The organism is Sphingosinicella terrae (assembly GCF_003347635.1).
GTDB classification, from domain to species: Bacteria; Pseudomonadota; Alphaproteobacteria; order Sphingomonadales; family Sphingomonadaceae; genus Allosphingosinicella; species Allosphingosinicella terrae.
This window is the reverse complement of record NZ_QDFY01000018.1, coordinates 1-21,688: the sequence shown is the minus strand read 5'-3', so window position 1 is coordinate 21,688 and position 21,688 is coordinate 1. Positions and strand designations below refer to the sequence as shown.

General features: G+C 68.3%; 18 protein-coding genes and 1 pseudogene. 13 read left to right on the top strand and 6 right to left on the bottom strand.

Features of this window, described 5'->3' with window-relative positions:
• Positions 1–95: 95 nt before the first annotated feature.
• From cofH to cofC, 5 genes are read left to right on the top strand one after another with little or no spacing between them, the layout of a single operon-like run.
• On the top strand, positions 96–2,516 hold the full coding sequence (gene cofH / locus DDE10_RS21440) for a 5-amino-6-(D-ribitylamino)uracil--L-tyrosine 4-hydroxyphenyl transferase CofH (protein WP_114954854.1): 2,421 nt from the start codon (positions 96–98) through the stop codon (positions 2,514–2,516).
• Positions 2,509–3,177: an NADPH-dependent F420 reductase gene (gene npdG, locus DDE10_RS21435; RefSeq protein WP_114954853.1), complete on the top strand. Its 669-nt coding sequence runs from the start codon at positions 2,509–2,511 to the stop codon at positions 3,175–3,177. Before cofH ends, npdG begins: the two co-directional genes overlap by 8 nt.
• 5 nt (positions 3,178–3,182) lie before the next feature.
• Positions 3,183–3,944 carry a coenzyme F420-0:L-glutamate ligase gene (gene cofE, locus DDE10_RS21430; RefSeq protein ID WP_114954852.1) on the top strand — a complete coding sequence of 254 codons (762 nt, stop codon included), beginning with the start codon at positions 3,183–3,185 and terminating at the stop codon, positions 3,942–3,944.
• Positions 3,941–4,882, top strand: coding sequence for a 2-phospho-L-lactate transferase (gene cofD / locus DDE10_RS21425; RefSeq protein ID WP_284734812.1), 942 nt, complete (start codon positions 3,941–3,943; stop codon positions 4,880–4,882). The genes cofE and cofD overlap by 4 nt, the downstream gene beginning before the upstream one ends.
• Entirely contained in the window at positions 4,879–5,568 is a 690-nt protein-coding gene (gene cofC, locus DDE10_RS21420; protein WP_114954850.1) for a 2-phospho-L-lactate guanylyltransferase, read from the top strand. Before cofD ends, cofC begins: the two co-directional genes overlap by 4 nt.
• On the opposite strand, the gene DDE10_RS21415 is transcribed toward cofC, so the two are convergent.
• Complete coding sequence (locus DDE10_RS21415) at positions 5,537–6,883, bottom strand: spinster family MFS transporter (protein WP_114954849.1); 1,347 nt, start codon at positions 6,881–6,883, stop codon at positions 5,537–5,539. The two genes, cofC and DDE10_RS21415, sit on opposite strands and share 32 nt — an antisense overlap.
• A gap of 184 nt (positions 6,884–7,067) precedes the next feature.
• Here DDE10_RS21415 and DDE10_RS21410 point away from each other — a divergent pair, with 184 nt between their 5' ends.
• Together DDE10_RS21410 and DDE10_RS21405 are read left to right on the top strand one after the other, a co-directional pair.
• Positions 7,068–9,464, top strand: a complete 2,397-nt coding sequence (locus DDE10_RS21410) for a TonB-dependent receptor (protein WP_162806779.1) — start codon at positions 7,068–7,070, stop codon at positions 9,462–9,464.
• Positions 9,464–10,222: a glucose 1-dehydrogenase gene (locus DDE10_RS21405; protein ID WP_114954847.1), complete on the top strand. Its 759-nt coding sequence runs from the start codon at positions 9,464–9,466 to the stop codon at positions 10,220–10,222. Before DDE10_RS21410 ends, DDE10_RS21405 begins: the two co-directional genes overlap by 1 nt.
• 39 nt (positions 10,223–10,261) lie before the next feature.
• On the opposite strand, the gene DDE10_RS21400 is transcribed toward DDE10_RS21405, so the two are convergent.
• The 4 genes from DDE10_RS21400 to cysD are packed head-to-tail and all read right to left on the bottom strand — an operon-like array spanning position 10,262 to position 14,170.
• Positions 10,262–10,582 (bottom strand): 2Fe-2S iron-sulfur cluster-binding protein, encoded by a 321-nt coding sequence (locus DDE10_RS21400; RefSeq protein WP_114954846.1) that lies wholly within the window; start codon positions 10,580–10,582, stop codon positions 10,262–10,264.
• 11 nt (positions 10,583–10,593) lie between these two features.
• A complete protein-coding gene (locus DDE10_RS21395; protein WP_114954845.1) occupies positions 10,594–11,340 on the bottom strand; it encodes a 3'(2'),5'-bisphosphate nucleotidase CysQ in 747 nt (248 codons plus the stop codon).
• Positions 11,337–13,247 (bottom strand): sulfate adenylyltransferase subunit CysN, encoded by a 1,911-nt coding sequence (gene cysN, locus DDE10_RS21390; RefSeq protein WP_114954844.1) that lies wholly within the window; start codon positions 13,245–13,247, stop codon positions 11,337–11,339. The genes DDE10_RS21395 and cysN overlap by 4 nt, the downstream gene beginning before the upstream one ends.
• Positions 13,247–14,170: a sulfate adenylyltransferase subunit CysD gene (gene cysD, locus DDE10_RS21385; RefSeq protein WP_114954843.1), complete on the bottom strand. Its 924-nt coding sequence runs from the start codon at positions 14,168–14,170 to the stop codon at positions 13,247–13,249. The genes cysN and cysD overlap by 1 nt, the downstream gene beginning before the upstream one ends.
• 282 nt (positions 14,171–14,452) lie before the next feature.
• Between cysD and DDE10_RS21380 the strand changes: the two genes are divergently transcribed.
• From DDE10_RS21380 to DDE10_RS21355, 6 genes are all read left to right on the top strand, one after another.
• Entirely contained in the window at positions 14,453–15,163 is a 711-nt protein-coding gene (locus DDE10_RS21380; RefSeq protein ID WP_432653748.1) for an SDR family NAD(P)-dependent oxidoreductase, read from the top strand.
• On the top strand, positions 15,160–15,942 hold the full coding sequence (locus tag DDE10_RS21375; protein ID WP_114954841.1) for a fumarylacetoacetate hydrolase family protein: 783 nt from the start codon (positions 15,160–15,162) through the stop codon (positions 15,940–15,942). The genes DDE10_RS21380 and DDE10_RS21375 overlap by 4 nt, the downstream gene beginning before the upstream one ends.
• Positions 15,943–15,952: 10 nt before the next feature.
• The gene (locus tag DDE10_RS21370; protein ID WP_114954840.1) at positions 15,953–16,888 is read left to right on the top strand and encodes an acetaldehyde dehydrogenase (acetylating); all 936 of its coding nucleotides are present in this window, start codon (positions 15,953–15,955) and stop codon (positions 16,886–16,888) included.
• Positions 16,885–17,934, top strand: coding sequence for a 4-hydroxy-2-oxovalerate aldolase (gene dmpG / locus DDE10_RS21365; RefSeq protein WP_114954839.1), 1,050 nt, complete (start codon positions 16,885–16,887; stop codon positions 17,932–17,934). The genes DDE10_RS21370 and dmpG overlap by 4 nt, the downstream gene beginning before the upstream one ends.
• A 124-nt stretch (positions 17,935–18,058) precedes the next feature.
• On the top strand, positions 18,059–20,278 hold the full coding sequence (locus tag DDE10_RS21360) for an acetate--CoA ligase family protein (RefSeq protein WP_162806778.1): 2,220 nt from the start codon (positions 18,059–18,061) through the stop codon (positions 20,276–20,278).
• Positions 20,279–20,299: 21 nt separating this feature from the next.
• The gene (locus DDE10_RS21355; protein ID WP_284734810.1) at positions 20,300–21,475 is read left to right on the top strand and encodes an acyl-CoA dehydrogenase family protein; all 1,176 of its coding nucleotides are present in this window, start codon (positions 20,300–20,302) and stop codon (positions 21,473–21,475) included.
• A 69-nt stretch (positions 21,476–21,544) separates the two neighbouring features.
• Here DDE10_RS21355 and DDE10_RS21350 read toward each other — a convergent pair.
• Positions 21,545–21,688 (bottom strand): annotated as a pseudogene (locus DDE10_RS21350) (electron transfer flavoprotein subunit alpha/FixB family protein); the annotation flags it as partial.

Sequence of the window (21,688 nt, the reverse complement as noted above, 5' to 3'; positions counted from 1 at the left end):
TGTCGTTGGGGCCTGGCTCGCACGCGCGAGAAACTAGGGTCGCGACCGAAATTTGGTCTGCTGTGGGTCGGACCGCCGCGGGACATGATGCGGCGATGGACGTGGCCCTGCCTCGCAACGAAGAGCCCCTCGTGCCCACGATCGGGCTGATCGAAGCGCTGCCGCACCGGGCGCTTCTCGATCGCGCCGCCCAGTTGCGCGACCAGGGCCATGGCCGAATCCAGACCTGGTCGCCGAAAGTCTTCATCCCGCTCACCCGCCTGTGCCGGGACCTGTGCCATTACTGCACCTTCTCGCGACCGCCGTCGCGCGGGGAAGCGGCCTATCTCACGCCCGCCGAGGTGCTGGCGATCGCGCGGCGCGGCCGCGAGGCCGGCTGCACCGAGGCGCTCTTCACGCTCGGCGACAAGCCCGAGCGACGATACCCGCAGGCGCGCCGCGAGCTGGAAGCGCTCGGCCACGCGACGACGCTCTCCTATCTCGAGGAGATGTGCGGCCTAGTTCTGGTCGAGACGGGGCTGCTTCCTCACGTCAATGCCGGAGTGATGGGCGGCGAATCGATCGGCCGTCTGCGCCGCGTCTCGGCATCGCAGGGCCTGATGCTCGAGACCGCGTCCGAGCGGCTGTCGGCGCGGGGCGGCCCCCATTTCAGGTCGCCCGACAAGCGGCCCTCGCGCCGCCTGGAGACGATCCGCCTGGCCGGGGAACGGGCGGTGCCGTTGACCAGCGGAATCCTGATCGGGATCGGCGAGACGCGGGCAGAGCGTATCGAAGCCCTGGCGGAGCTGTGGCGGCTGCACCGGCGCTACGGCCATATCCAGGAGATCATCGTCCAGAATTTCCGCGCCAAGGCCCGGACACCGATGGCCACGCATCCGGAGCCGGATTTCGAAGAGTTGTGCTGGACCATCGGCGCGGCGCGGCTGATTTTCGGGCCGGAGATGAACATCCAGGCGCCGCCCAACCTGAGTGACGTCCGCTTCGGGGAGCTGATCGACGCCGGGATCAACGACTGGGGCGGCATCTCTCCTGTCACGCCGGACCACGTCAATCCGGAGGCGCCCTGGCCGACTCTCGAGCGGCTGCGTGCCGTCACCGAGGCCAAGGGCCGCCTGCTGGTGAAACGGCTTCCTGTCTACCCCTCCCACGTTCGCGACGGTGCGCGCTGGCTGGATGCGGCGATCGCGCCGCGCGTGCGGCGGGGCTGCGATGCCGAGGGCTTCGCCCGCGACGACGGCTGGTCGCCGGGCAAACATTACGGTCCTCCGTCGGCTCGGCGCGCGTGCGCCGAGCCCGCCGGGGAGGAGGTGGCGCGGATCCTCGGCCGCGCATCGGCAGGCGAGGCGCTCGGGGAAGCGGAGATCGTTCGACTCTTCGCCGCCCGCGCCGAGGAGGTCGAGCAGATCTGCGACGCCGCCGACCGCCTGCGCCGCGCGGTAAACGGGGACGCGGTCACCTATGTCGTGAACCGCAACGTCAACTATACCAATATCTGCACCTATCGCTGCGGCTTCTGCGCCTTCTCGAAGGGGAGTCGGGCCGCGGCCCTGGGCGGCCCCGCCTACTTGCTCGATCTGGACGAGGTCGCACGGCGGGCGGCAGAAGCCTCGGACCGCGGCGCGACCGAATTGTGCCTCCAGGGCGGAATCCATCCGCGCTTCGACGGCCGCACCTATCTCGACATTTGTCGAGCGGTGCGGCGGGCGGCGCCGAGGCTCCATATTCACGCTTTCTCGCCGCTCGAGGTGATGACCGGCGCGCGCAGCCTTGGTCTCCCGACACGCGATTTCATGGCGCGCCTCAAGGAGGAGGGACTGGCGAGCCTGCCCGGCACCGCGGCCGAGATACTGGACGACGATGTGCGGGCGATACTCTGCCCGGACAAATTGAGCAGCGCGGAGTGGATAGAGGTGATCGAGACGGCGCATGCGCTCGGCCTGCCAACCACCGCGACGATCATGTTCGGCCATGTCGACAAGCCGGTTCACTGGGCCCGCCACTTGCGGCGGGTCCGCGAGCTGCAGCGGCGCACCGGCGGCATCACCGAGTTCGTGCCGCTGCCCTTCGTCCACATGGAAGCGCCGATGGCGCTGAAGGGACAGACCCGGCTCGGCCCGACGATGCGCGAGGTGCGGCTCATGCACGCCGTGGCCCGCCTGGTCCTCCACCCCCTCGTCCCGAACATCCAGGCTTCCTGGGTAAAGCTCGGCCCGGAAGGCGTGCGCGCCTGCCTGGATGGCGGCGTGAACGACCTGGGCGGGACGCTGATGAACGAGAGCATCTCGCGCGCGGCGGGGAGCGGCCACGGTCAGGAGCTGGCGCCGCAGGAGATGGAGGCGCTGATCCGCTCGGCCGGGCGCGAGCCGCGGCAGCGGACCACGCTTTACGGGCTCGTGGACGAAGGCCGCCGCCGCGCCAGCTTCGAGGCCGCGCCCCTGCGTCCGGCGGCGATGCCGGCGCCGCGACGGACCGCGAAGGAGCCCTCGATGGTCCCGCTCGGGGCGCTCGATGGTTGAGCCGGGCCGCCCGGTCCTGGCCGTCCTCGGCGGCACCGGCAAGGAGGGAAGGGGTCTCGCCTTGCGCTGGGCCCATGCCGGTTATCCGGTAGTCGTCGGCAGCCGCTCGCCGGAACGGGCGCGCGAAGCGGCGGCCGGGCTCAACGACCGGCTGGGGCGCACCGCGGTCGTGGGCACGGGGAATGAAGAGGCGGCGCGGCAAGGCGAGATCGTCATCCTTGCCGTCCCCTATTCGGTGCAGCTGCCCACGGCCGAGGAGGTCGCGCCGGCGCTTCCGGGCAAGATCCTCATCGACGTTACCGTGCCGCTCGTCCCGCCCGCCGTCTCGCGCGTGCAGCTGCCGTCCGCCGGCTCGGCGGTGCTGGCGCTTCAGGCGCGGCTGGGGTCAGGCGTGCGCGTCGTCTCCGCCTTTCAGAACATCTCGGCCGAGCATCTCCAGTCGCTGGACCACCCGATCGACTGCGACGTGCTGGTCTGCGGCGACGATCCGGCGGCGGCTGAAACCGTGGTCGCGATGGCGGCCGAGATCGGCATGCGCGCCTTCCATGCCGGCCCGCTGGCTAATTCGGCCGCGACCGAGGCGATGACCTCGGTCCTGATCGCTCTCAACCGTCGCTACAAGGCGCGCAGCGCCGGCATCCGCATCACCGGAATTGCCTGAGGCGAATGGCCGGCGCCGCCCTCTCCATCCTTGCGCCCGGCGACGTCCCGAGGATCGAGGCCGGTGCCGAGCTCGGCGAGATTGTCCGCCGCAGCCTGCTTACCTGTCCGCTCGAGGATGGCGACATCGTCGTCCTGGCGCAGAAGATCGTCTCCAAGGCGGAAGGTCGGCTGGTGCCGCTGCGCGGGGTTCGGCCCTCCTTGCGGGCGGAGAGCCTGGCCCGCCAGGCCGACAAGGATCCCCGCCTGGTCGAGCTGATCCTCGGCGAGGCGAAGGAGGTCGTTCGCGTCGCCCCCGGCGTGCTCGTCGTCGAGCATCGGCTCGGCATGATTCTCGCCAATGCGGGCATCGACCAGTCGAACATCGCTCATGAGGCGGGCGAGGCGGCTTTGCTCCTTCCGCTCGACCCCGATCGGACCTGCCGCGCCCTGCGCCGCAGCCTCGTCGAAGCCAGCGGACGACAGGTGGCGGTGATGGTCGTCGACAGCGTCGGCCGCGCCTGGCGGAACGGAACGGTCGGGATCGCGATCGGCGTGAGCGGGTTCGACCCGCTGCTCGACCTCAGGGGGCGGCCGGACATGTTCGGCCGCGCGCTGCGCAGCTCCGAGCTGGGGCTGGGCGACGAGGTCGCCGCGGCAGCATCGCTCGTCATGGGGCAGGGTGACGAGGGGCGGCCGATCGCGGTCGTGCGGGGGCTGCGATGGACTCCGGCCGAGACCGGCGCCGCCCCCCTGCTGCGGCCGCGAAGCCGGGACCTGTTCCGGTGACGAGAATCCTGGCGCTGGCGGGCGGCGTCGGCGGCGCGAAGCTCGCTTATGGTCTCGCCGCGCGGCTCGATCCTGCCGCACTCACGATCGTCGTCAACACCGGCGACGATTTCGACCATCTCGGCCTTCGCATCTGCCCCGATCTCGACACCGTCGCTTATACCCTCGCGGGGCTGAACGATCGTGAGCGGGGCTGGGGTCTGGACGGCGAGAGCTGGACGTTCCTGGCGGCGCTGGAGCGGCTCGGCGGCGAGACCTGGTTCGGCCTCGGCGACGGCGATCTGGCGATGCACGTCCTGCGGACCTGCCGGCTCCGCACCGAACGCCTGTCGAAGGTCATCTCGGACCTGTTCGCCCGACTGGGGGTCGCTCATCGCGTCGTGCCGATGAGCGACGATCCCGTGCGCACCATGGTCCTCACCGACGAGGGCCTGCTCGCCTTCCAGAACTATTTCGTCCGCCGGCATTGCGCGCCGAGCCTTCGAGCGGTGCGCTTCGAGGGAATAGAGGCGGCCGCAGCCTCGCCGGAATTTATCGAGGCGCTCGAAGGTCCCGAGCTGGAGGCGATCGTCATCTGCCCGTCCAATCCGATCCTCAGCATCGCTCCCATCCTGGGCCTTCCCGGCATCGGCGAGCGTCTGCGTGCGCGGCGGGTGCCGGTCGTCGCCGTTTCCCCCTTCGTCGGAGGCGCGGCGCTGAAGGGGCCGGCGGCGCGGAACCTGCGCGATCTCGGTTTCGAGCCGACGGCGGAGGGCCTGCTGCGTTACTATGCGCCCCTGATCGACGGGCTCGTCGTCGATCGGTCCGATGCGCCGGGCGAGGCGCTCGATATCCCGGTCTTCGCAACGGACATCCTCATTCCAGATCCTGTGGCGCAGGCGCGATTGGCCGGAGAGGTCCTCGCTTTTACCGGTCGGCTGAGGGCAGACCGCTCATGAACCTGATGATCGTGATCCCCGCGCGGCCGCCTGCCGAAGGCAAGACGCGGCTCGCTCTGCACCTTCCCCAAGCGCAGAGAGAGCGGCTCAGCCGTCTGCTGTTTCATCATGTCGTCCGCACCGCCTGCCGCTTCGCCGGGCCCTCGCGCTGCCTCGTCGTGTCGCGCTCACACGAATATCTGGGCTTGGCGGAAAGGCTGGGTGCTCATGGGCTTCGCGAGGCACAGGAGGGCCAGAATGCCGCCCTCGCGCAGGCCGCCGCCGCCGCTGCGTCCCTTGGCGCCGACGGCTTGCTCGCGCTGAGCTGCGACCTCCCGCTGCTGGAGGAAGCGGATCTCTCCAGCCTGGTCGAGGCCGGTCGCGAGGTACCGGTCGTCCTGGCCTGCGACAAATGGGGGAGCGGGACCAACGCCCTGCTCGTCCGTCCGATCGGTGCCGTGCCGTTCGGCTTTGGTCCGTCGAGCCTCGAGGCGCATCTCACCGGCGCGGCGAATGCCGGTCTTGCCGCTACCATTGTCGACCGGCACGGCCTCTCGCTCGATCTCGACACGTGCGCCGACCTCCTCCTGCTCGGTCGGCTGTGCGCGGCCAGGAGCGCGCGCTCGGTCCACGGCGCGCGCAGCGGCGCGGCGCCGGCGATGCGCCAGCGCCGGCTCAGGCCGGCGGCGCCGCGACGGCCTGCCTGAACGGCTTCAGACCGGCGAGCAGGATGAGGCTGGCCGCGGCGAGCACGATGCCGTTCGACAATGCCATGGCTTGGCCGAGCCCGGCCTCGCCGAACAGCAAGTCGACGCCGAGCGCGACGACAGTGGGGCCGAGGCCGAGGCCCATCAGCCCCACCGTCAGGAAGCAGCCGGCGATGACCCGGGCACGCAGGTCGTTCGGCGTGATCATCTGGACGCTTCCGGCCGGGAGGCCCGATTGCAGGCCCTGGCAGAAGGCACCGCCGAAGAGGGCGGCTAGCACCAAAGCCGGGGTCGGCATGAGCGGCATGGCCGTGTAGAAGGGCAGGCTACCGGCGGCGGAATAGAAGATGACGCGCATGTAGCCGTCCTTGACGCCCCGCTGCCACAGCCGATCGGCCCAGAAGCCGCCGGCCAGCATGCCGGCAACGCCGCCGATCGCGAAGGCGAGGCCGAGGGGAAGCGCGATGTCCGCCGGCGCGATCCCGAACCGCCGGAGGAACAGGGTCGGCGTCCAGGTCAGCATGCCGTAATAGACGATGCTGATGCTCCCCAGGCCGAAATAGAGCGGCAGCAGCACCCGCGCGTTGCGCCGGACGAAGGCTAAGGCCGATCGCCGAGGCGCGGAAGCCGAAGCGGGCACCGCGGTGAGGCCTCGGCGGCGGGGCTCGGTGACCAGATACATCAAGGCGGCGAGAAGAAGGCCGGGCAGGCCGACGACGATCAGCACGGCCCGCCAGGTGGCGGTCTCGCCGATCCCTGGAAGCGTAGCCGTCTCCGCCTGGCCGACGAGATGGACGACGAAGCTGCCCAGGATCAGCGCCAGGCCGCTGCCGACGGATGCGCTGAGGGCGAACAGCGCCATCGCCCGGCCGAGCAGGCGCTTGGGGAAGATGTCGGAGATCATGGAATAAGCTGCCGGCGCCAGCGCCGCCTCTCCGAGCCCGACGCCCATGCGGGTGAGGAAGAGCAGCGTGTAATTGTGGGCGATGCCGCCGAGGGCCGTCATGACGCTCCACAAGGCGACGGCGATCGCGATCAGGTTGCGTCGATTCCACCGGTCGGCGACATAGCCGAGCGGCAGGGCGGTGGTCGCGTAGAAGATCGAGAAGGCGGCGCCGACGAGCAGGCTGACCTGGGTGTCGCTGAGCCCCAGATCGCGTTTGATCGGCTGGATCAGCAGGCTGAGGATCGAGCGGTCCACATAAGAGAGGATGTAGAGCGCCATCAGCAGCGCGAGCACCAGCGCACCTCGCCTGGGGCTGAAGTCCAGCTCCGCCTCGTCTTCGGCGTCCTGGATTTCCGGCACGTCAGCCATCCGGCCTCCGACGCGCCCTTCCGGAGGTGCGATTTCCGTCCAGCATCGCGCAATCCCTCTTCTTCGAGGATGCGACGTCCGGTCCGGGGCCGTCACCCGACAATAATTTGCCGGGTGGCGTACCGATTGGCGTTTTCCCGCGCCAGCAGGGCGATCCTAGCCTTCTGCCGGCGAGGCGCCGTCCGTGTCGACGACGCCCAAGGGAGAGAATGCCTTGGCCTCATCCAAGCTGATACGCGCGCTGCTCGGGGCGGCGTCGCTCCTCGCCATCGGCTTCGCGGCGGGCCCCGCTGCCGCACAGGCGGGGGACGGGCAGGAGCCGGCGGCGCCGCCAGCAACCGACATGGCGATCGCCGAGGACGGCGTCACCGACACCGGCCTCGAAGAGATCGTGGTGACTGCCCGCCGGCGCGACGAACGGCTGCTCGATGTGCCGCTCGCCGTCACCGCGCTCGACGAGCAGTGGATCGAAGACCGGGCGGTCACGAGCGTCGAGAATCTCGCCGGCGCGGCTCCCAACGTCACTATCGTCCAAGGCTATGCCGCTACGTCCAATCTCGCGATACGCGGCGGCGCGACCATCAATCCGTCCACTTCGTTCGAGCCGACGGTCGGGCTATATGTGGACGGAGTCTATATCGGCAAGGCCGCCGGCTCTGCCTTCGACATTTCCGACATCGAGCATATCGAGGTGCTGCGCGGGCCACAGGGCACACTCTACGGCCGCAATACGCTGTCGGGCGCCATCAACATCACCACGCGCAGGCCGACCGGCGAATTCGGCGTGACCGGCCGAGTGGCGCTGGGCAATTTCGGGCAACGTTATGCCCGCGTGAGCCTCGACCTGCCCGCCATCGGCGACCTCAGCATCAAGCTCTCGGGTCTCTACGATTATCATCGCGGCTATACGCGTATTCGCGAGAATCCTTTTCCGAACGTGGTCACCGCGACGCCAAGGACGCTGAGGCGCACCGACGGCGCCGATCAGCAGGCGTTCCGCATCGCCGCCCGCTATCAGCCCAGCGCCGATTTCACCCTCGACTATACGTTCGACTACAGTCGGACCGACGTCACGCCGATCAATCCGCAGCTCACGGAGGTCGATCCCGGCAACATCTTCGATCCCGCCTCGCCTTTCTACGCCGGCGGTCTGGTCGGCGACACCTATTTCGGCTTTCCGCTCGACCTGTATCTCGTCCCCGGCGGTGCGGTCGACTACGGCTATCAGACGGCGGCTTACATGGGTGCGGCGCCCGGCGAGCGGACGCGCATCTCGACCCACGCGCTGATCGCGCAATGGGAGGTCGCGTCCAATCTCACCCTGAAATCGATCAGCTCCTACCGGCGAATGCATTACCGCAACGGCAATGATTTCGACGGATCGCCGCTGCCGATCCTCGCGCTGCAGCTCTTCGTCGATTACGAGCAATTCTCGCAGGAGCTCCAGGCGATCGGGAGTCTCGGACCGCTCCAATACACGCTCGGCGCCTATTTCTTCGACGACCAGGCCGAGAACGACAATCCCCAGCAGATCTTCGGCAATACGTTCATCGATTCCCTCTACGGGTCGACGACTCGTTCCTACGCGCTCTACGGCCAGGTAGACTATACCCCGCCAGGGCTGGAGCAGCTGACGCTCTCCGCCGGGCTGCGCTACAGCCATGAGCGAAAGGGCACCTCGCGCTTTCAGCAGGTCAGCTCGGGGGGCGGGCCCTTTCTCGTGACCGTGCCGGAAGTCTCGGCCTCCGACAGCTTCAGCGCCTTCACGCCGAGCTTCACCGCCAAATATGCCTTCAACCCGGACTTCAACGTCTATGCGCGCTTCGCCCAGGGCTTCAAGAGCGGCGGCTATGACGGCGATGCCCAGTCGGTCGAGGAGGCGACGCGCTCCTATCGGCCGGAGACGCTCACCTCTTACGAGATCGGCTTCAAGGGCCAATGGTTCGACCGGCGCCTGCGGCTCAGCGCCGCCGCCTTTCACGAAGTCCATGACGACATGCAGCTGTCGATCTTCCTTGGCGCCTCCGCGGGGGTGAGCACGGCCATCCGCAACGCGGGGAAGGCGGTGGTCCAGGGCGTCGAGATCGAGCTCTTTGCCCAGCCCGCCGACTGGCTGCAGCTGCGCGCCGGCCTGGGCTATCTCGATGCGCATTACGACGAGTTCATCGAGCAGGACGTCAACGTGGCCGACCTACGCGCCTATCCCTTCGCTCCGCGCTGGACGTCGACGGTAGGCGTCGATGCCCGGCTGCTCGAAAGCCGCGCCGGCAATCTCCATGCCCAGCTCGACTTCAGGCATTCCGACGGCTTCTTCCTTTACGCCTATTCTAACGACCGCGACGACGCGCAGAACGCTTTCTCGACCCGTGCCCAGTCCTATGCGATCTTCGACGCGCGTCTTGCTTTCCGCGAGATCCGTCTTGGCAGCGGCACGCTCGAGGCGGCGGCTTTCGTCCGCAACATTACCAACGATCGGCCGCGGATCTTCGGCATCGACTTCGGGTCGGGCCTGGGCGGCGCCGTCGCCTCCTTCTTCGGCAGGCCGCGGACCTGGGGCGTCGAACTGACGGCGCGGTTCTGATGACCGAAAGGCTCCGCTTCGAGGGCAAGGTCGCCCTCGTCACCGGAGCCGCGAGTGGCATGGGGCGGGCCGCGGCCCTGGCCTTTGCCGAGGAGGGTGCCGCCGTCGCCGTCTGCGACATCGACGCCGCCGGCGGCCGCAGAGCCAGCGACGAGATTACAGCGGGCGGCGGCCGGGCGGTTTTCGTTCCGGTCGACGTCGCCGATCCCGGTTCGGTCGCCGCGATGGTGGAGCGGGTGACGGGCGAGCTGGGCGGCCTCCACTGTGCTTTCAACAATGCAGGCATCTCCGAAGGCTATGGGCCCGAGGAGGCGTGGGACGTGGGCGTCTTTGAGCGGACGATGGCGGTCAATGCGCGCGGCGTCTTCCTCTGCCTGAAGCACGAGATCGCCTGGATGCTCGATCATGGCGGCGGTACGATCGTCAACACCGCCTCGGTGGCTGGGCTCGTGGCGGTGAGCAGCCTCCATTATGTCGCCAGTAAGCATGCGGTGGTGGGCATGACGCGGTCCGCCGGTACCCACTATGCGCCGCGAGGTATCCGCGTGAACGCGGTCTGCCCTGGCGCCGTCGACACGCCGATGGTGGCGCGGTCGATCGCCGCGGGCTTTCGCGAGACGATCGAGATTTTGCACCCGATGGGCCGGATAGGCCGCCCGCGCGAAGTGGCCGAGGCGGTGCTCTGGCTGTGCTCTGACGAAGCGAGCTTCGTCACCGGCCATGCCCTGCCCGTGGACGGAGGATTCGTCGCGCGGTGATGCAGAAGCTCCTGCCTCATGGGGAGCGGGATTCGCCGCCTAATCCTCGGGCGCTACTTCTACGCGCAGGCCGTCGAGGGCGGGTCCGCAGACGATCTGGCAGGAGAGACGGGAGGTCGGGCGGCGGGCGCCGGAGCTGTCGAGCAGGTCGTTCTCGTCCTCGCTGAGGGGCGGAAGGTCCTTCCAATAGGCTTGGTCGACATAGACGTGGCAGGTGGCGCAGGAGCAGCAGCCGCCGCACAAGGCGACCACCTCGTCTATGCCGCGGCTGCGGATTGCCTCCATGAGCGAGAGGCCGTCCTCGCCGTCGACCGCCACCTCGCTGCCGTCGCGGGTGATGACCCGGATTCGGGCTGCCATCGATTCTCCTCCTATTCGATGCTGAGGTCGGAAAGCGCCGCCCGCACGCGCGCCGAAATGTCGGACGGACAGATGAGCAGGTCGGGCAGCAGCGGATCGGGCCGATTGTAGAGCAACGGCGAGCCGTCGAGCCGGGTCGCGGCGAGGCCGGCGCCAAGCGCGACCGCGGCGGGCGCGCAATTGTCCCATTCATACTGGCCGCCCGCATGCAGGTAGATGTCGCCCTCCCCCAGCAGGACGCACATCGCTTTCGCGCCGGCCGAGCCCATCGGCACCAGCTCCGCCCCGAGCCGCTCGGCGACCGCCGTCGAGACGGCGGGCGGTCGGGTGCGGCTGACCAGGATGCGCAGCCGCGCCGGGCGTACCACCGCTCCCGGCGCCTGATCCGAACGCAGCACCCGGCCCTGGCCCGGCAGCGCCACGGCGCCCACCGCAGGAATCCCGTCCACGGCGAGGCCGACATGGACCGCCCAGTCGGAACGGCCTTCTGCATATTCGCGAGTGCCGTCGAGCGGATCGACGATCCACACGCGCCGGCGGGCGAGGCGCTCCGGCGCGTCGGCCGACTCCTCCGAGAGGATGGCATCGTCGGGACGGTGGTGCCCGAGTGCGGCGAGGATGAAGGCATTGGCGGTCGCGTCGCCGGCGCGGCCGAGAGGCTGGCCCGCGAGCAGCCCCCCGGCGCGGATGGCGAGCAGGATCCTGCCGGCCTCCTCGGCGACCCGCGCGGCCAGCTCGGCATCGTCCTCGATGATCATCCCAGCAGCCTCTCGACGATCTCGTCCGCGGCTTCCTCGGGGCTCATGCGCAGCGTGTCGATCCTGAGCTCCGGATTGTCGGGAGTTTCGAAGGGCGAGTCGATGCCGGTGAAGTTGACAAGCTCGCCGGCGCGCGCCTTGGCGTAGAGGCCCTTCACATCGCGCTGCTCGACAACACCAAGCGGCGTATCGACATGGACTTCGAGAAAGCGGCCCGGCGGCAGCATCCGCCGGATCATCTCCCGCTCCGCCCGGAAGGGAGAGATGAAGGCGGCGATGACGATGAGGCCGGCGTCGGCCATGAGCTTGGCGACCTCACCGACCCGCCGGATATTCTCGACCCGGTCGGCGTCGGTGAAGCCTAGATCCTTGTTGAGCCCGTGGCGGACATTGTCCCCGTCCAGCAGGAAGGTGTGCCGGTTCATCCGGTGGAGCTTCTTCTGGACGAGATTGGCGATGGTCGACTTGCCGGCGCCGGACAGGCCGGTCAGCCAGACGAGCGCGGGCTCCTGGTTCTTGAGCCGGGCAAGCGCTTCCGGCCCGATATCGATCGATTGCCAATGGATGTTCTGCGACCGCCGCAGCGCGAAATGGATCATGCCGGCGGCGACGGTGGCGTGGGTGGCGCGATCGATCAGGATGAAGCCACCGAGGTCCGGGCTGTCGCGATAGGGCTCGAAGACGATCGGCTGGTCGGTGGTGAGGTTGGCGACGCCGATGTCGTTGAGGCCCAGCGTCTTGGCCGCCAAATGCTCGAGCGAGTTGACGTTCACCTGATATTTCGGGGCCTGGACCCGTGCGTTCACCGTCTGGGTCGCGAGCTTCAGCAGGTAGGAGCGGCCGGCAAGCATCTCCTCATCGGACATCCAGACCAGGGTTGCCTCGAACTGGTCGGCGACCTGCGGCGGATCATCCGCCGCGACCAGGACGCTGCCGCGCGAGCAGTCGATCTCGTCGGCCAAAGTGACCGTGATCGACTGGCCGGCGTCGGCTTCGTCGAGGTCGCCATCCAGAGTGACAATCCTCGTCACCTTGGAGGCGGCGCCGGACGGGAGCACGCGCACCTTGTGGCCGGCCGCGATCCGGCCGCTCGCGACCAGCCCGGAAAAGCCGCGAAAGTCGAGGTTCGGGCGGTTCACCCATTGAACCGGCATGCGAAAGCCTGCGCGGCGTGCGTGATCGGCATCGATCTCGACCGTCTCCAGATGCTCGAGCAAAGTCGGCCCCGAATACCAGTCCATGTGCATGGAGGGGCCGGCTATATTGTCGCCGGCGAGACCGGAGATGGGGATGGCGAGCTGGCCGCGAATGCCGATCCCGGCGGCGAAGGCGGCATATTCGGCGCAGATGGCGTCGAACGCCGCCTGATCGTAGCCGGCCAGGTCCATCTTGTTCACGGCGAGCACGATCCGGCGGATGCCGAGCAGATGGGCGAGATAGGAATGGCGGCGGGTCTGGGTCAGCACGCCCTTGCGCGCATCGACCAGGATCACGGCGAGGTCGGCGGTCGAGGCGCCGGTCACCATGTTGCGGGTATATTGCTCATGCCCTGGCGTGTCGGCGACGATGAACTTGCGCCGGTCGGTCGTGAAGAAGCGATAGGCGACATCGATGGTGATGCCCTGTTCGCGCTCGGCCGCCAGGCCGTCGACGAGCAGCGCGAAATCGAGCTTGTCACCCTGAGTTCCCAGCCTTTTCGAATCCGCTTCGAGCGCGTCGAGCTGGTCGTCGAACAGCAATTTGGTGTCGTAGAGAAGGCGTCCGATCAGGGTAGATTTGCCGTCGTCGACCGAGCCGCAGGTCAAGAAGCGCAACAGGTCCTTGCACTCATGCCGCGCGAGATAGGCGCCGATATCCTCGGCGGCCGCCTCCGGCGCGGGGGCGGGCGTGTCGGAAGGGATCTTCATCAGAAGTAGCCCTCCCTCTTCTTCTTCTCCATGCTTGCCCATTCCTCGCGGTCGATGGCACGGCCCTGCCGCTCCGACGTGGTGGTCAGCAGCATCTCGCGAAGGATATCGGGCAGGGTGGCCGCCTCGCTCTCGATCGCGCCGGTGAGCGGATAGCAGCCGAGGGTGCGGAAGCGGATCGAGCGCCAGACCGGCGTCTCGCCCGGTCTCAGGGGCAAGCGGTCGTCATCGACCATGACGATCATGCCGTCGCGCTCGACCGTGGGCCGGCGCGCCGCCAGGTAGAGCGGCACGATCGGAATGTCGTAACGGTGGATATACTGCCACACGTCCAGCTCCGTCCAGTTGGACAGGGGAAAGACGCGGATGCTCTCGCCCTTGGACTTGCGGGCATTGTAGAGGCGCCAAAGCTCCGGCCGCTGGTTCTTCGGATCCCAGACATGATTGGCGGTGCGAAAGGAGAAGATGCGCTCCTTCGCGCGGCTCTTCTCCTCGTCGCGCCTGGCGCCGCCGAAGGCCGCGTCGAAGCCGTGCGCGTCGAGCGCCTGCTTCAGTCCCTCCGTCTTCCACATGTCGGTGTGGAGCGCGCCATGGTCGAAGGGATTGATTCCCTTGGCCAGCGCCTCCTCGTTGCGATGGACGATCAGCTCCATGCCGCTCTCGGCCGCCATCCGGTCCCGCAGCTCGTACATCGCCCTGAACTTCCACGTCGTGTCGACGTGCAGCAGCGGGAAGGGTGGGGGAGAGGGGTGGAAGGCCTTGCGGGCGAGATGCAGCATCACCGCTGAATCCTTGCCGACCGAATAGAGCATGACCGGGCGGCTGGTCTCGGCGACCACTTCCCGCATGATGTGGATGCTCTCCGCCTCGAGCTGATCGAGGTGCCCGGGGCGGTTCGTCCTGGAAGAGGGCTGTCCCGTCATGATCTCGCCGGCAGAAAGGGAATGGAGCCTCCGCAGCGTGCGGACCGCTCAGCCTATCGAGGCTCACCCAACCGGCCGGACTGCGCTAGGCCGGAATGATCGGGTGCCATCCAAGCTTTTCTCGGGCCCTCGCCGGCTTCCCGAAACTTGGTTGGCACCCGATCGATCCCGGGGTGGCGCATTCGGCCGCTGAGCCTCTATCCCGGCGCAAAGGTGCCGTTTTCGGGAGGTCTAATTTTGGCGGGAGGGCAAGGTGCGAGGCTGGCGGGCCGGAGGGCGATCGTGACCGGGGCGGCCTCCGGCATCGGGCGGGCGATCGCGCGCCTGTTCGCCGAGGAGGGCGCGCACGTCGCCCTGCTGGATCGGGACGCCTCGGCGCTGGGCGAGGCGGCGGCGGAGACCGGCGGCCACGCCGTGCTGGTCGACCTGCTCGATCCCGCTGCGGTCTCACAGGCGGTCGCCTCGGCCGCCGAAGCGCTGGGCGGCGTCGACGCCGTCGTCAACTCCGCCGGCATCGTATCGGTCACGTCGCTCGCCGAGACGGATCTCGACGCGTGGCAGCGCATGCTCGGCGTGAACCTCACCGCTCCATATTTGGTCTGCCGCACGGCGCTGCCTTGGCTTCGCCAGGCGCAGGGCGCTACCATCGTCAATATCGGCTCCGCACAGGCGCTGCGGCCGGTCGGCGCGAGCGCCGCTTATGCCGCGTCCAAGGCAGGCGTCGTCACCTTCACCAAGGCGCTGGCCGGCGAGCTCGCTCCGGCGATCCGGGCCAATGCGGTCTGTCCGGGCATCGTCGACACGCCGATGGTCCAGTCGGTCCGCCGGTCCGGCGGGGGCGAGGCCGGGGTGCCGACGCTCAAGGACTATCCGCTCGGGCGGATGGCGCAGCCGCGGGAGATCGCCGAGGCCGTGCTGTGGCTATCCTGCGATCGATCCGCCTTCGTGACCGGAATCGCCCTCGCCGTCGACGGCGGGAGGACCTTCCATTGAGCGGCTTGCGGGAAATCGGCGCCGAGCTCCACCGGGCGCTTCGGGAACGCCGCACGCTGGAGCCGCTTTCCTCGCGCGGCCTCGGTCTCGACGTGGACGACGCCTATGCGATCTCGCTTGAACTCCTGCGCCTGCGGCTGGCCGCAGGCGAGCGGGTGGTCGGCAAGAAGATCGGAGTCACCTCGAAGGCGGTGCAGGACATGCTGGGCGTCCATCAGCCCGACTTCGGATTCCTCACCGACGCGATGGTGGCGGAGGACGGCGAGACCGTCGACATCGCCCGGCGGGGCCTGATCCAGCCTCGGGCGGAAGCCGAGATCGCCTTCCTGCTCAAATCCGACCTAGAGGGCCCGAACGTCACCGAGGCCGACGTGCTCGCAGCGACCGAAGCAATCGCGCCATGCTTCGAAATCGTCGACAGCCGCATCCGCGACTGGAAGATCGGGATCGTCGACACCATCGCCGACAATGCCTCCTGCGGCATCTTCGTTCTCGGCGCCGCCCGCGCCGATCCGCGGACGCTCGACCTGCCCTCGCTCGCCGTGAAGGTGTGGAAGAACGGGGCGCCGCTCAGCGAGGGCTTCGGCGCGGCGGTGCAGGGCTCACCGCTGACGGCCGTCGCCTGGCTCGCCAATACGCTCGGCCGTCACGGCGTGTCCCTGCTTGCGGGCGAGGTCATCCTGTCGGGCTCGCTCGTCCCGCTTGAGCCGGCGGCACCGGGCGACCGCTTCGACATGGAGCTTTTCGGCGTCGGGCGCGCCTGCATCGGATTCGCGTAAGGAAAAGGTGATGGGCCGCATCAAGGCAGCGATCATCGGGTCGGGCAATATCGGCACCGACCTCATGATGAAGATGATCAAATATCCGCAGCATATGGAGCTTGCGGCTCTGGTCGGGATCGACCCGGCGAGCGAGGGCCTGGCCATGGCGCGCGAGCGGGGGATCGCCACCACCCACGAGGGGCTGACAGGACTCAGAACGATGCCGGACTATGCGGAGATCGGCATCGTCTTCGACGCTACCTCGGCCTACGCCCACAAGGCGCACGACGAGACGCTGCGCGCCGACGGGAAGAAGGTCGTCGACCTCACGCCGGCGGCGATCGGGCCGTTCACCGTCCCGCCGGTCAATATCGAAGAGCATCTCGACGCGCCCAATCTGAACATGGTGACCTGCGGCGGCCAGGCCACGATTCCGATGGTGGCCGCCGTTTCGCAGGTGGCGACGGTCCATTATGCCGAGATCGTCGCTTCGGTCTCATCCCGATCGGCAGGCCCGGGAACGCGCGCCAATATCGACGAATTCACGCGCACGACCGCGCGCGCCATCGAGGAGGTCGGGGGCGCCGCCCGAGGCAAGGCGATCATTATCCTCAATCCAGCCGAGCCGCCGATGATCATGCGCGACACGATCTTCACCTTGTCCGAAGGCGGCGACGAGAACGCCATCCGCGCCTCCGTCGAGCGGATGGTCGAGCGCGTGCAGCATTACGTTCCCGGCTATCGGCTGAAGCAGGAGCTCCAGTTCGAGCGCTTCGGCGACAACAACCCGCTGCGCATCCCGGGGCAGGGCCAATTTACCGGGATAAAGACCTCGATCTTCCTCGAAGTGGAAGGCGCAGGCGACTATCTGCCGAGCTATTCGGGCAACCTCGACATCATGACCGCCGCCGCCAAGGCAACGGGCGAGCTGATCGCCCGGCGCATGCTCGGAGACGACCAATGACCGGCTTCGATCCGACTCAGCACAAGCTCTACATCCAGGATGTGACGCTGCGCGACGGCATGCACGCCATCCGGCACATGTATGGGATCGAACATGTGCGCGCGATCGCGAAGGCGCTGGACGAGGCCGGCGTCGACGCCATCGAGGTCGCCCACGGCGACGGCCTGTCCGGCGCCTCGTTCAATTATGGCTTCGGTGCCCATACCGACTGGGAATGGCTCGAGGCCGTCGCCGACGTGCTGACCAGGGCCGTGCTGACGACGCTCATCCTGCCCGGCGTGGGTACGGTCGACGAGCTGCGCCGCGCCTATGATCTGGGCGTGCGGTCGGTTCGCGTCGCGACCCATTGCACCGAGGCGGACGTGTCGAAGCAGCATATCGGCTTCGCCCGCGATCTGGGCATGGACGTCTCCGGCTTCCTGATGATGAGTCACATGATCGGCCCGGTCGAGCTCGCCCGTCAGGCGCAACTCATGGAAAGCTATGGCGCGCACTGCGTCTACGTCACCGATTCGGGCGGAGCGCTCGACATGGACGGCGTTCGCGAGCGCTTCCTCGCTTATGACCAGGCCCTCAAACCCGAAACCGAGCGCGGCATGCACGCGCACCACAATCTCTCCTTGGGAGTGGCCAATTCGATCGTCGCCGCCCAGGGCGGCGCCGTGCGCATCGACGCGAGCCTTGCCGGCATGGGCGCAGGCGCCGGGAACGCGCCGCTCGAGGTCTTCGCCGCCGCCGTCGACCGAAAGGGCTGGAACCACGGCTGCGACGTGATGAAGCTGATGGATGCGGCCGAGGACCTGGTGCGGCCGCTGCAGGACCGGCCCGTACGGGTCGACCGCGAGACGCTCTCCCTCGGCTATGCCGGCGTCTACTCCTCCTTTCTGCGTCACGCGGAAAAGGCCGCCGCGGATTACGGGCTCGACACGCGCGCGATCCTGGTCGAGCTGGGCCGCCGGCGCATGGTCGGGGGCCAGGAGGACATGATCGTCGACGTGGCGCTCGACATGCTCAAGCAGCAGGGCGTTATGCCCGCGGCCTCCTAGTCCTTGGCCCTTGAGGCAGACGGATTTTTTGTCGGGAGCAACCCGAGGGGAGGGCGCTAGCCAGCCGTGCGGGCGCCGGGAATAAGGGTGCTGGTTGCGGCGAGGCTGCGTGAGGAGTGGACGAGTGGGAGCGGGTTCGCGTTCGGTCTATCGGGGTGGCGAGCTGGCGCGCGTGCTGGATCCCGCCAGCGTCGCCATCGTCGGCGCGACGCCCAAGCCGACCGCCGCGGGCGCACGTGCGCTCGGCCAGCTGGAAAAGCTCAAGTTCGGAGGCCGCATTGACCTGGTCAATGCGCGCTACGAGGCGATAGCGGACCGGCCCTGCTACCCATCGGTCTCGGCGCTTCCCGAGGCACCCGACTCGGTCATCATCACTGTGCCGCGCGCCGGCGTGGAGGAGGTGGTGCTCGACGCCGCCGCGGCGGGGGCGCGCTCGGCCATCATCTTCGCCGCCGGCTATAGCGAGGTAGGGCAGGCGGAACGTCGTCGCGAGCAGGATCGCCTTTCCGCGATCGCCCGCGAGACGGGAATCCGTATCCTCGGCCCCAATTGCCTTGGGGCGGTCAACTATTGGAGCGGGGCGGCGCTCACCTACACCAACGTTCCGCTGCCCGAGGGCGGCATCGAGGCGGCGCGGGCGCACGATCGGCCGATCGGCCTCGTCAGCCAGTCGGGCGGCCTCGGCTTCGCCGCCGCCCAGGCGATCCAGCGGGGCGTGGTCTTCAGCCATTTGTTGACCTCCGGAAACAGCTGCGATGTGGATGTGGCCGATCTGGTCGCCTTCCTGGCCGAAGATCCGCATTGCGGCGCCATCGCCTGCGTGTTCGAGGCGATGCCGAACCCGGAGCGGCTGCTCGAGGCGGCCGCGATCGCAATGGACGCGGGCAAGCCTATCGTCATCAACAAGCTCGGCACCGGCGAGCAGGGCGCGGCGGCGGCAATGACCCATTCGGGCATGCTGGCCGGATCGCACGACGTCTATGTCGAGCTGTTCCGCAGCGCCGGCATGACTCTGGTCGACAATTTCGAGGAGCTGATCGAGACCGCCACTTACTTCGCCAAGGCTCGGAGGGAGGTTCCGGCCGGCACGGTCGTCCTGGCTTCGTCCGGCGGCGCCTCCGTCATGGCGGCGGACAAGGCCGAGATACATGACGTGCCGTTGCCGCAGCCAAGCGAGAAGACGCGGGCCGAGATCCAGCGGCAGCTCCCTGATTTCGGCACCGCCCGCAATCCCTGCGACGTGACCGGCGGCGTCGCGAATGATCTCGACACCTTCTTCGCCTGCGTCGACTTGCTGCTCGCCGAGCCCTGCTACGGCCAGCTCGTCACGGCGCATCCCTATTCGGTCCACACCGCCAATCGCGTCCGCCGCTTCGGCGAGCTCGGCGAGAAGCACGGCAAGCTCATCTGCCACGTCTGGATCACCGAATATCTGGCTGGGCCTGGGCTGATAGAGGCCGAGTCGAGCGCCGGATCGGCCGTGTTCCGGTCGATGAACCGCTGCTTCGCCACCATCGGCCTGTACCAGCAGTGGGAGGCGCGGCGGGCGCGCTGGCTTTCCGAACCGCGCGGCGCCGCATCCCACCTTGAGCCCGCGGAGGCGGCGGGTCGCGCCGCCGCCCTCATCGAGGCGGCGCCCGCAGCGGCGCTCACGGAGCGGGAGGCCAAGGCGGTGCTCGCCGAATATGGCGTGCCTGTGATCGGCGAGGCGCTCGTCCGCAACGCGGAGGAGGCGGCCGCCGCGGCGGCCCGTTTCGGCGGGAAAGTAGCGCTCAAGGTCGAATCGCCGGACATCCTCCACAAGACCGAGGCGGGCGTGATCCGGCTCGGTGTCTCCGGCGAGGAAGCCGTGCGCGCCGCCTATCGGGAGATCATGGTCGCTGCCGCGAAGCTCGATCCGGCGCCGCGGATCAACGGCGTGCTCGTCCAGGCGATGGCGCCGGCCGGGGTGGAGATCATCGTCGGCGGCCGCATCGATCCCTTGTTCGGACCGATGGTGATCGTCGGCAGCGGCGGGATTCTCGTCGAATTGCTGAATGACAAGGTGCTGGCGCTCGCGCCGGTCGGACGCGAGCAGGCACTCGAGATGATCGCGCGCCTCAAGGGGGCCGCCCTGCTGGACGGCTTCCGCGGCGGCGCCGCCGCCGACCGCGGGGCGCTCGCCGACGCGATCTGCCGGATCTCGGAGTTGGTCGCCGACCAGGCTGCCCGGCTCGCCGAAATCGACATCAACCCCCTGATCTGCAGCGCCGATTCGATCGTCGCCGTCGACGCGCTGATCGTGAAGGCTGCGGCGGCGCAGCCCGCGGAGGAGCCGGCGCCGGAAATGGTGGTGGCGTATTAGGACGAGGGAAGAAGGATGAACATGGCCGAGAAGATCCAGGTGGACGGAGAGCAGCTGATCGCGCGCGCCCGGGCCATGATCCCCGACCTCGCGTCGCGCGCCAACCAGCAGGCGCGCGATCGGCGGCTCTCGTCCGAGACGATCGAGGCGATGAAGGAAGCCGGCTTCTTCCGCGTGCTCCAGCCGAAAAGATGGGGCGGCTACGAGATGAGCCCGCGCGTCTTCGCCGAGATCCAGATCGCCTTGGCCGAAGGGGATATGTCGACCGCCTGGGTCTATGGCGTGCTCGGCGTCCATCCCTTCCAGCTCGCCTTGTTCGACGACCGCGCCGCCGCCGACGTCTGGGGCAAGGATGACGGCGTTCTGATCGCCTCGACCTACATGCCGACGGGCCGGGCGACGCCCGTGGAGGACGGCTTCCGCTTCACGGGCAAATGGAAATTCTCTAGCGGCAGCGAGCATTGCGACTGGATCCTGCTCGGCGGCCTGGTCGGGGATCCGGCGGACGGCGACTACCGCACCTTCCTGCTTCCGCGCTCCGACTATCGGATCGAGGATGCGTGGCATGTAATGGGACTCAAGGGGACGGGCAGCCAGGATATCGTCGTCGAAGACGTGTTCGTGCCCGCCTATCGCGTACACGACCTGCGCGCCGCCTATCGCGACGAGAATCCCGGCTGGGCGGTCAATAGCGGACCGCTCTACCGCGTCCCCTTCGTCCAGGTGTTCAGCCGCGTCGTCTCGAACGGCTGCATCGGCGCCCTCCAGGCGATGCTCGACGCCTTCCTCGCCTACGGCTCCAAACGCATCGGCACGACCGGGTCGCCGACGTCGCGCGACCCGGACGCGCAGCGTGCGGTGACCGAGATCGCCAATGCGGTCGACGAGATGAAGCTCGTCCTGCACCGCAACTTCGAGGTCCTCGAAGGCTATGCGGAGCGGCGCGAGCAGGCGCCGACCAACCTGCGCCTCTTCTACAAGCATCAGAGCTCCCTGGTCGCGGAACGGGCGCTCGAGCTGGCAAGCAAGCTGTTCCGATCGGCAGGCGGGCACGGCCTCTATGAAACCATGCCGCTCGGCCGGATCTACAGCGACCTCATCGCGGCGCGGCAGCATGTCTCGAACCAGAGCCAGGTGACCGCCCGCAATTATGGCGCGGTGCTGCTGGGCCTCGACAATCCCGACATGCAGGTCTGAATCGCCGGAGGTTCAATGAGCCCAGGCTCGCTTCCGTCCGCGGAAGCGGTGGGCAATTCGGCGCCGCCCTCAGAGCTTTTCGGTGAGTTCCGGGACGATCTTGAACAGGTCTCCGACCAGGCCGATGTCGGCGACCTGGAAGATGGGCGCGTCCTCGTCCTTGTTGATGGCGACGATGGTCTTGGAATCCTTCATGCCGGCGAGGTGCTGGAT

Excerpts from the sequence above, each read along its gene's own strand:
- cofH (WP_114954854.1), top strand. The coding sequence starts at position 96 with ATGGACGTGGCCCTGCCTCGCAACGAAGAGCCCCTCGTGCCCACGATC.
- npdG (WP_114954853.1), top strand. The coding sequence starts at position 2,509 with ATGGTTGAGCCGGGCCGCCCGGTCCTGGCCGTCCTCGGCGGCACCGGC.
- cofE (WP_114954852.1), top strand. The coding sequence starts at position 3,183 with ATGGCCGGCGCCGCCCTCTCCATCCTTGCGCCCGGCGACGTCCCGAGG.
- cofC (WP_114954850.1), top strand. The coding sequence starts at position 4,879 with ATGAACCTGATGATCGTGATCCCCGCGCGGCCGCCTGCCGAAGGCAAG.
- DDE10_RS21415 (WP_114954849.1), bottom strand. The coding sequence starts at position 6,883 with ATGGCTGACGTGCCGGAAATCCAGGACGCCGAAGACGAGGCGGAGCTG.
- DDE10_RS21405 (WP_114954847.1), top strand. The coding sequence starts at position 9,464 with ATGACCGAAAGGCTCCGCTTCGAGGGCAAGGTCGCCCTCGTCACCGGA.
- DDE10_RS21400 (WP_114954846.1), bottom strand. The coding sequence starts at position 10,582 with ATGGCAGCCCGAATCCGGGTCATCACCCGCGACGGCAGCGAGGTGGCG.
- DDE10_RS21395 (WP_114954845.1), bottom strand. The coding sequence starts at position 11,340 with ATGATCATCGAGGACGATGCCGAGCTGGCCGCGCGGGTCGCCGAGGAG.
- cysN (WP_114954844.1), bottom strand. The coding sequence starts at position 13,247 with ATGAAGATCCCTTCCGACACGCCCGCCCCCGCGCCGGAGGCGGCCGCC.
- cysD (WP_114954843.1), bottom strand. The coding sequence starts at position 14,170 with ATGACGGGACAGCCCTCTTCCAGGACGAACCGCCCCGGGCACCTCGAT.
- DDE10_RS21370 (WP_114954840.1), top strand. The coding sequence starts at position 15,953 with ATGGGCCGCATCAAGGCAGCGATCATCGGGTCGGGCAATATCGGCACC.
- dmpG (WP_114954839.1), top strand. The coding sequence starts at position 16,885 with ATGACCGGCTTCGATCCGACTCAGCACAAGCTCTACATCCAGGATGTG.
- DDE10_RS21355 (WP_284734810.1), top strand. The coding sequence starts at position 20,300 with ATGGCCGAGAAGATCCAGGTGGACGGAGAGCAGCTGATCGCGCGCGCC.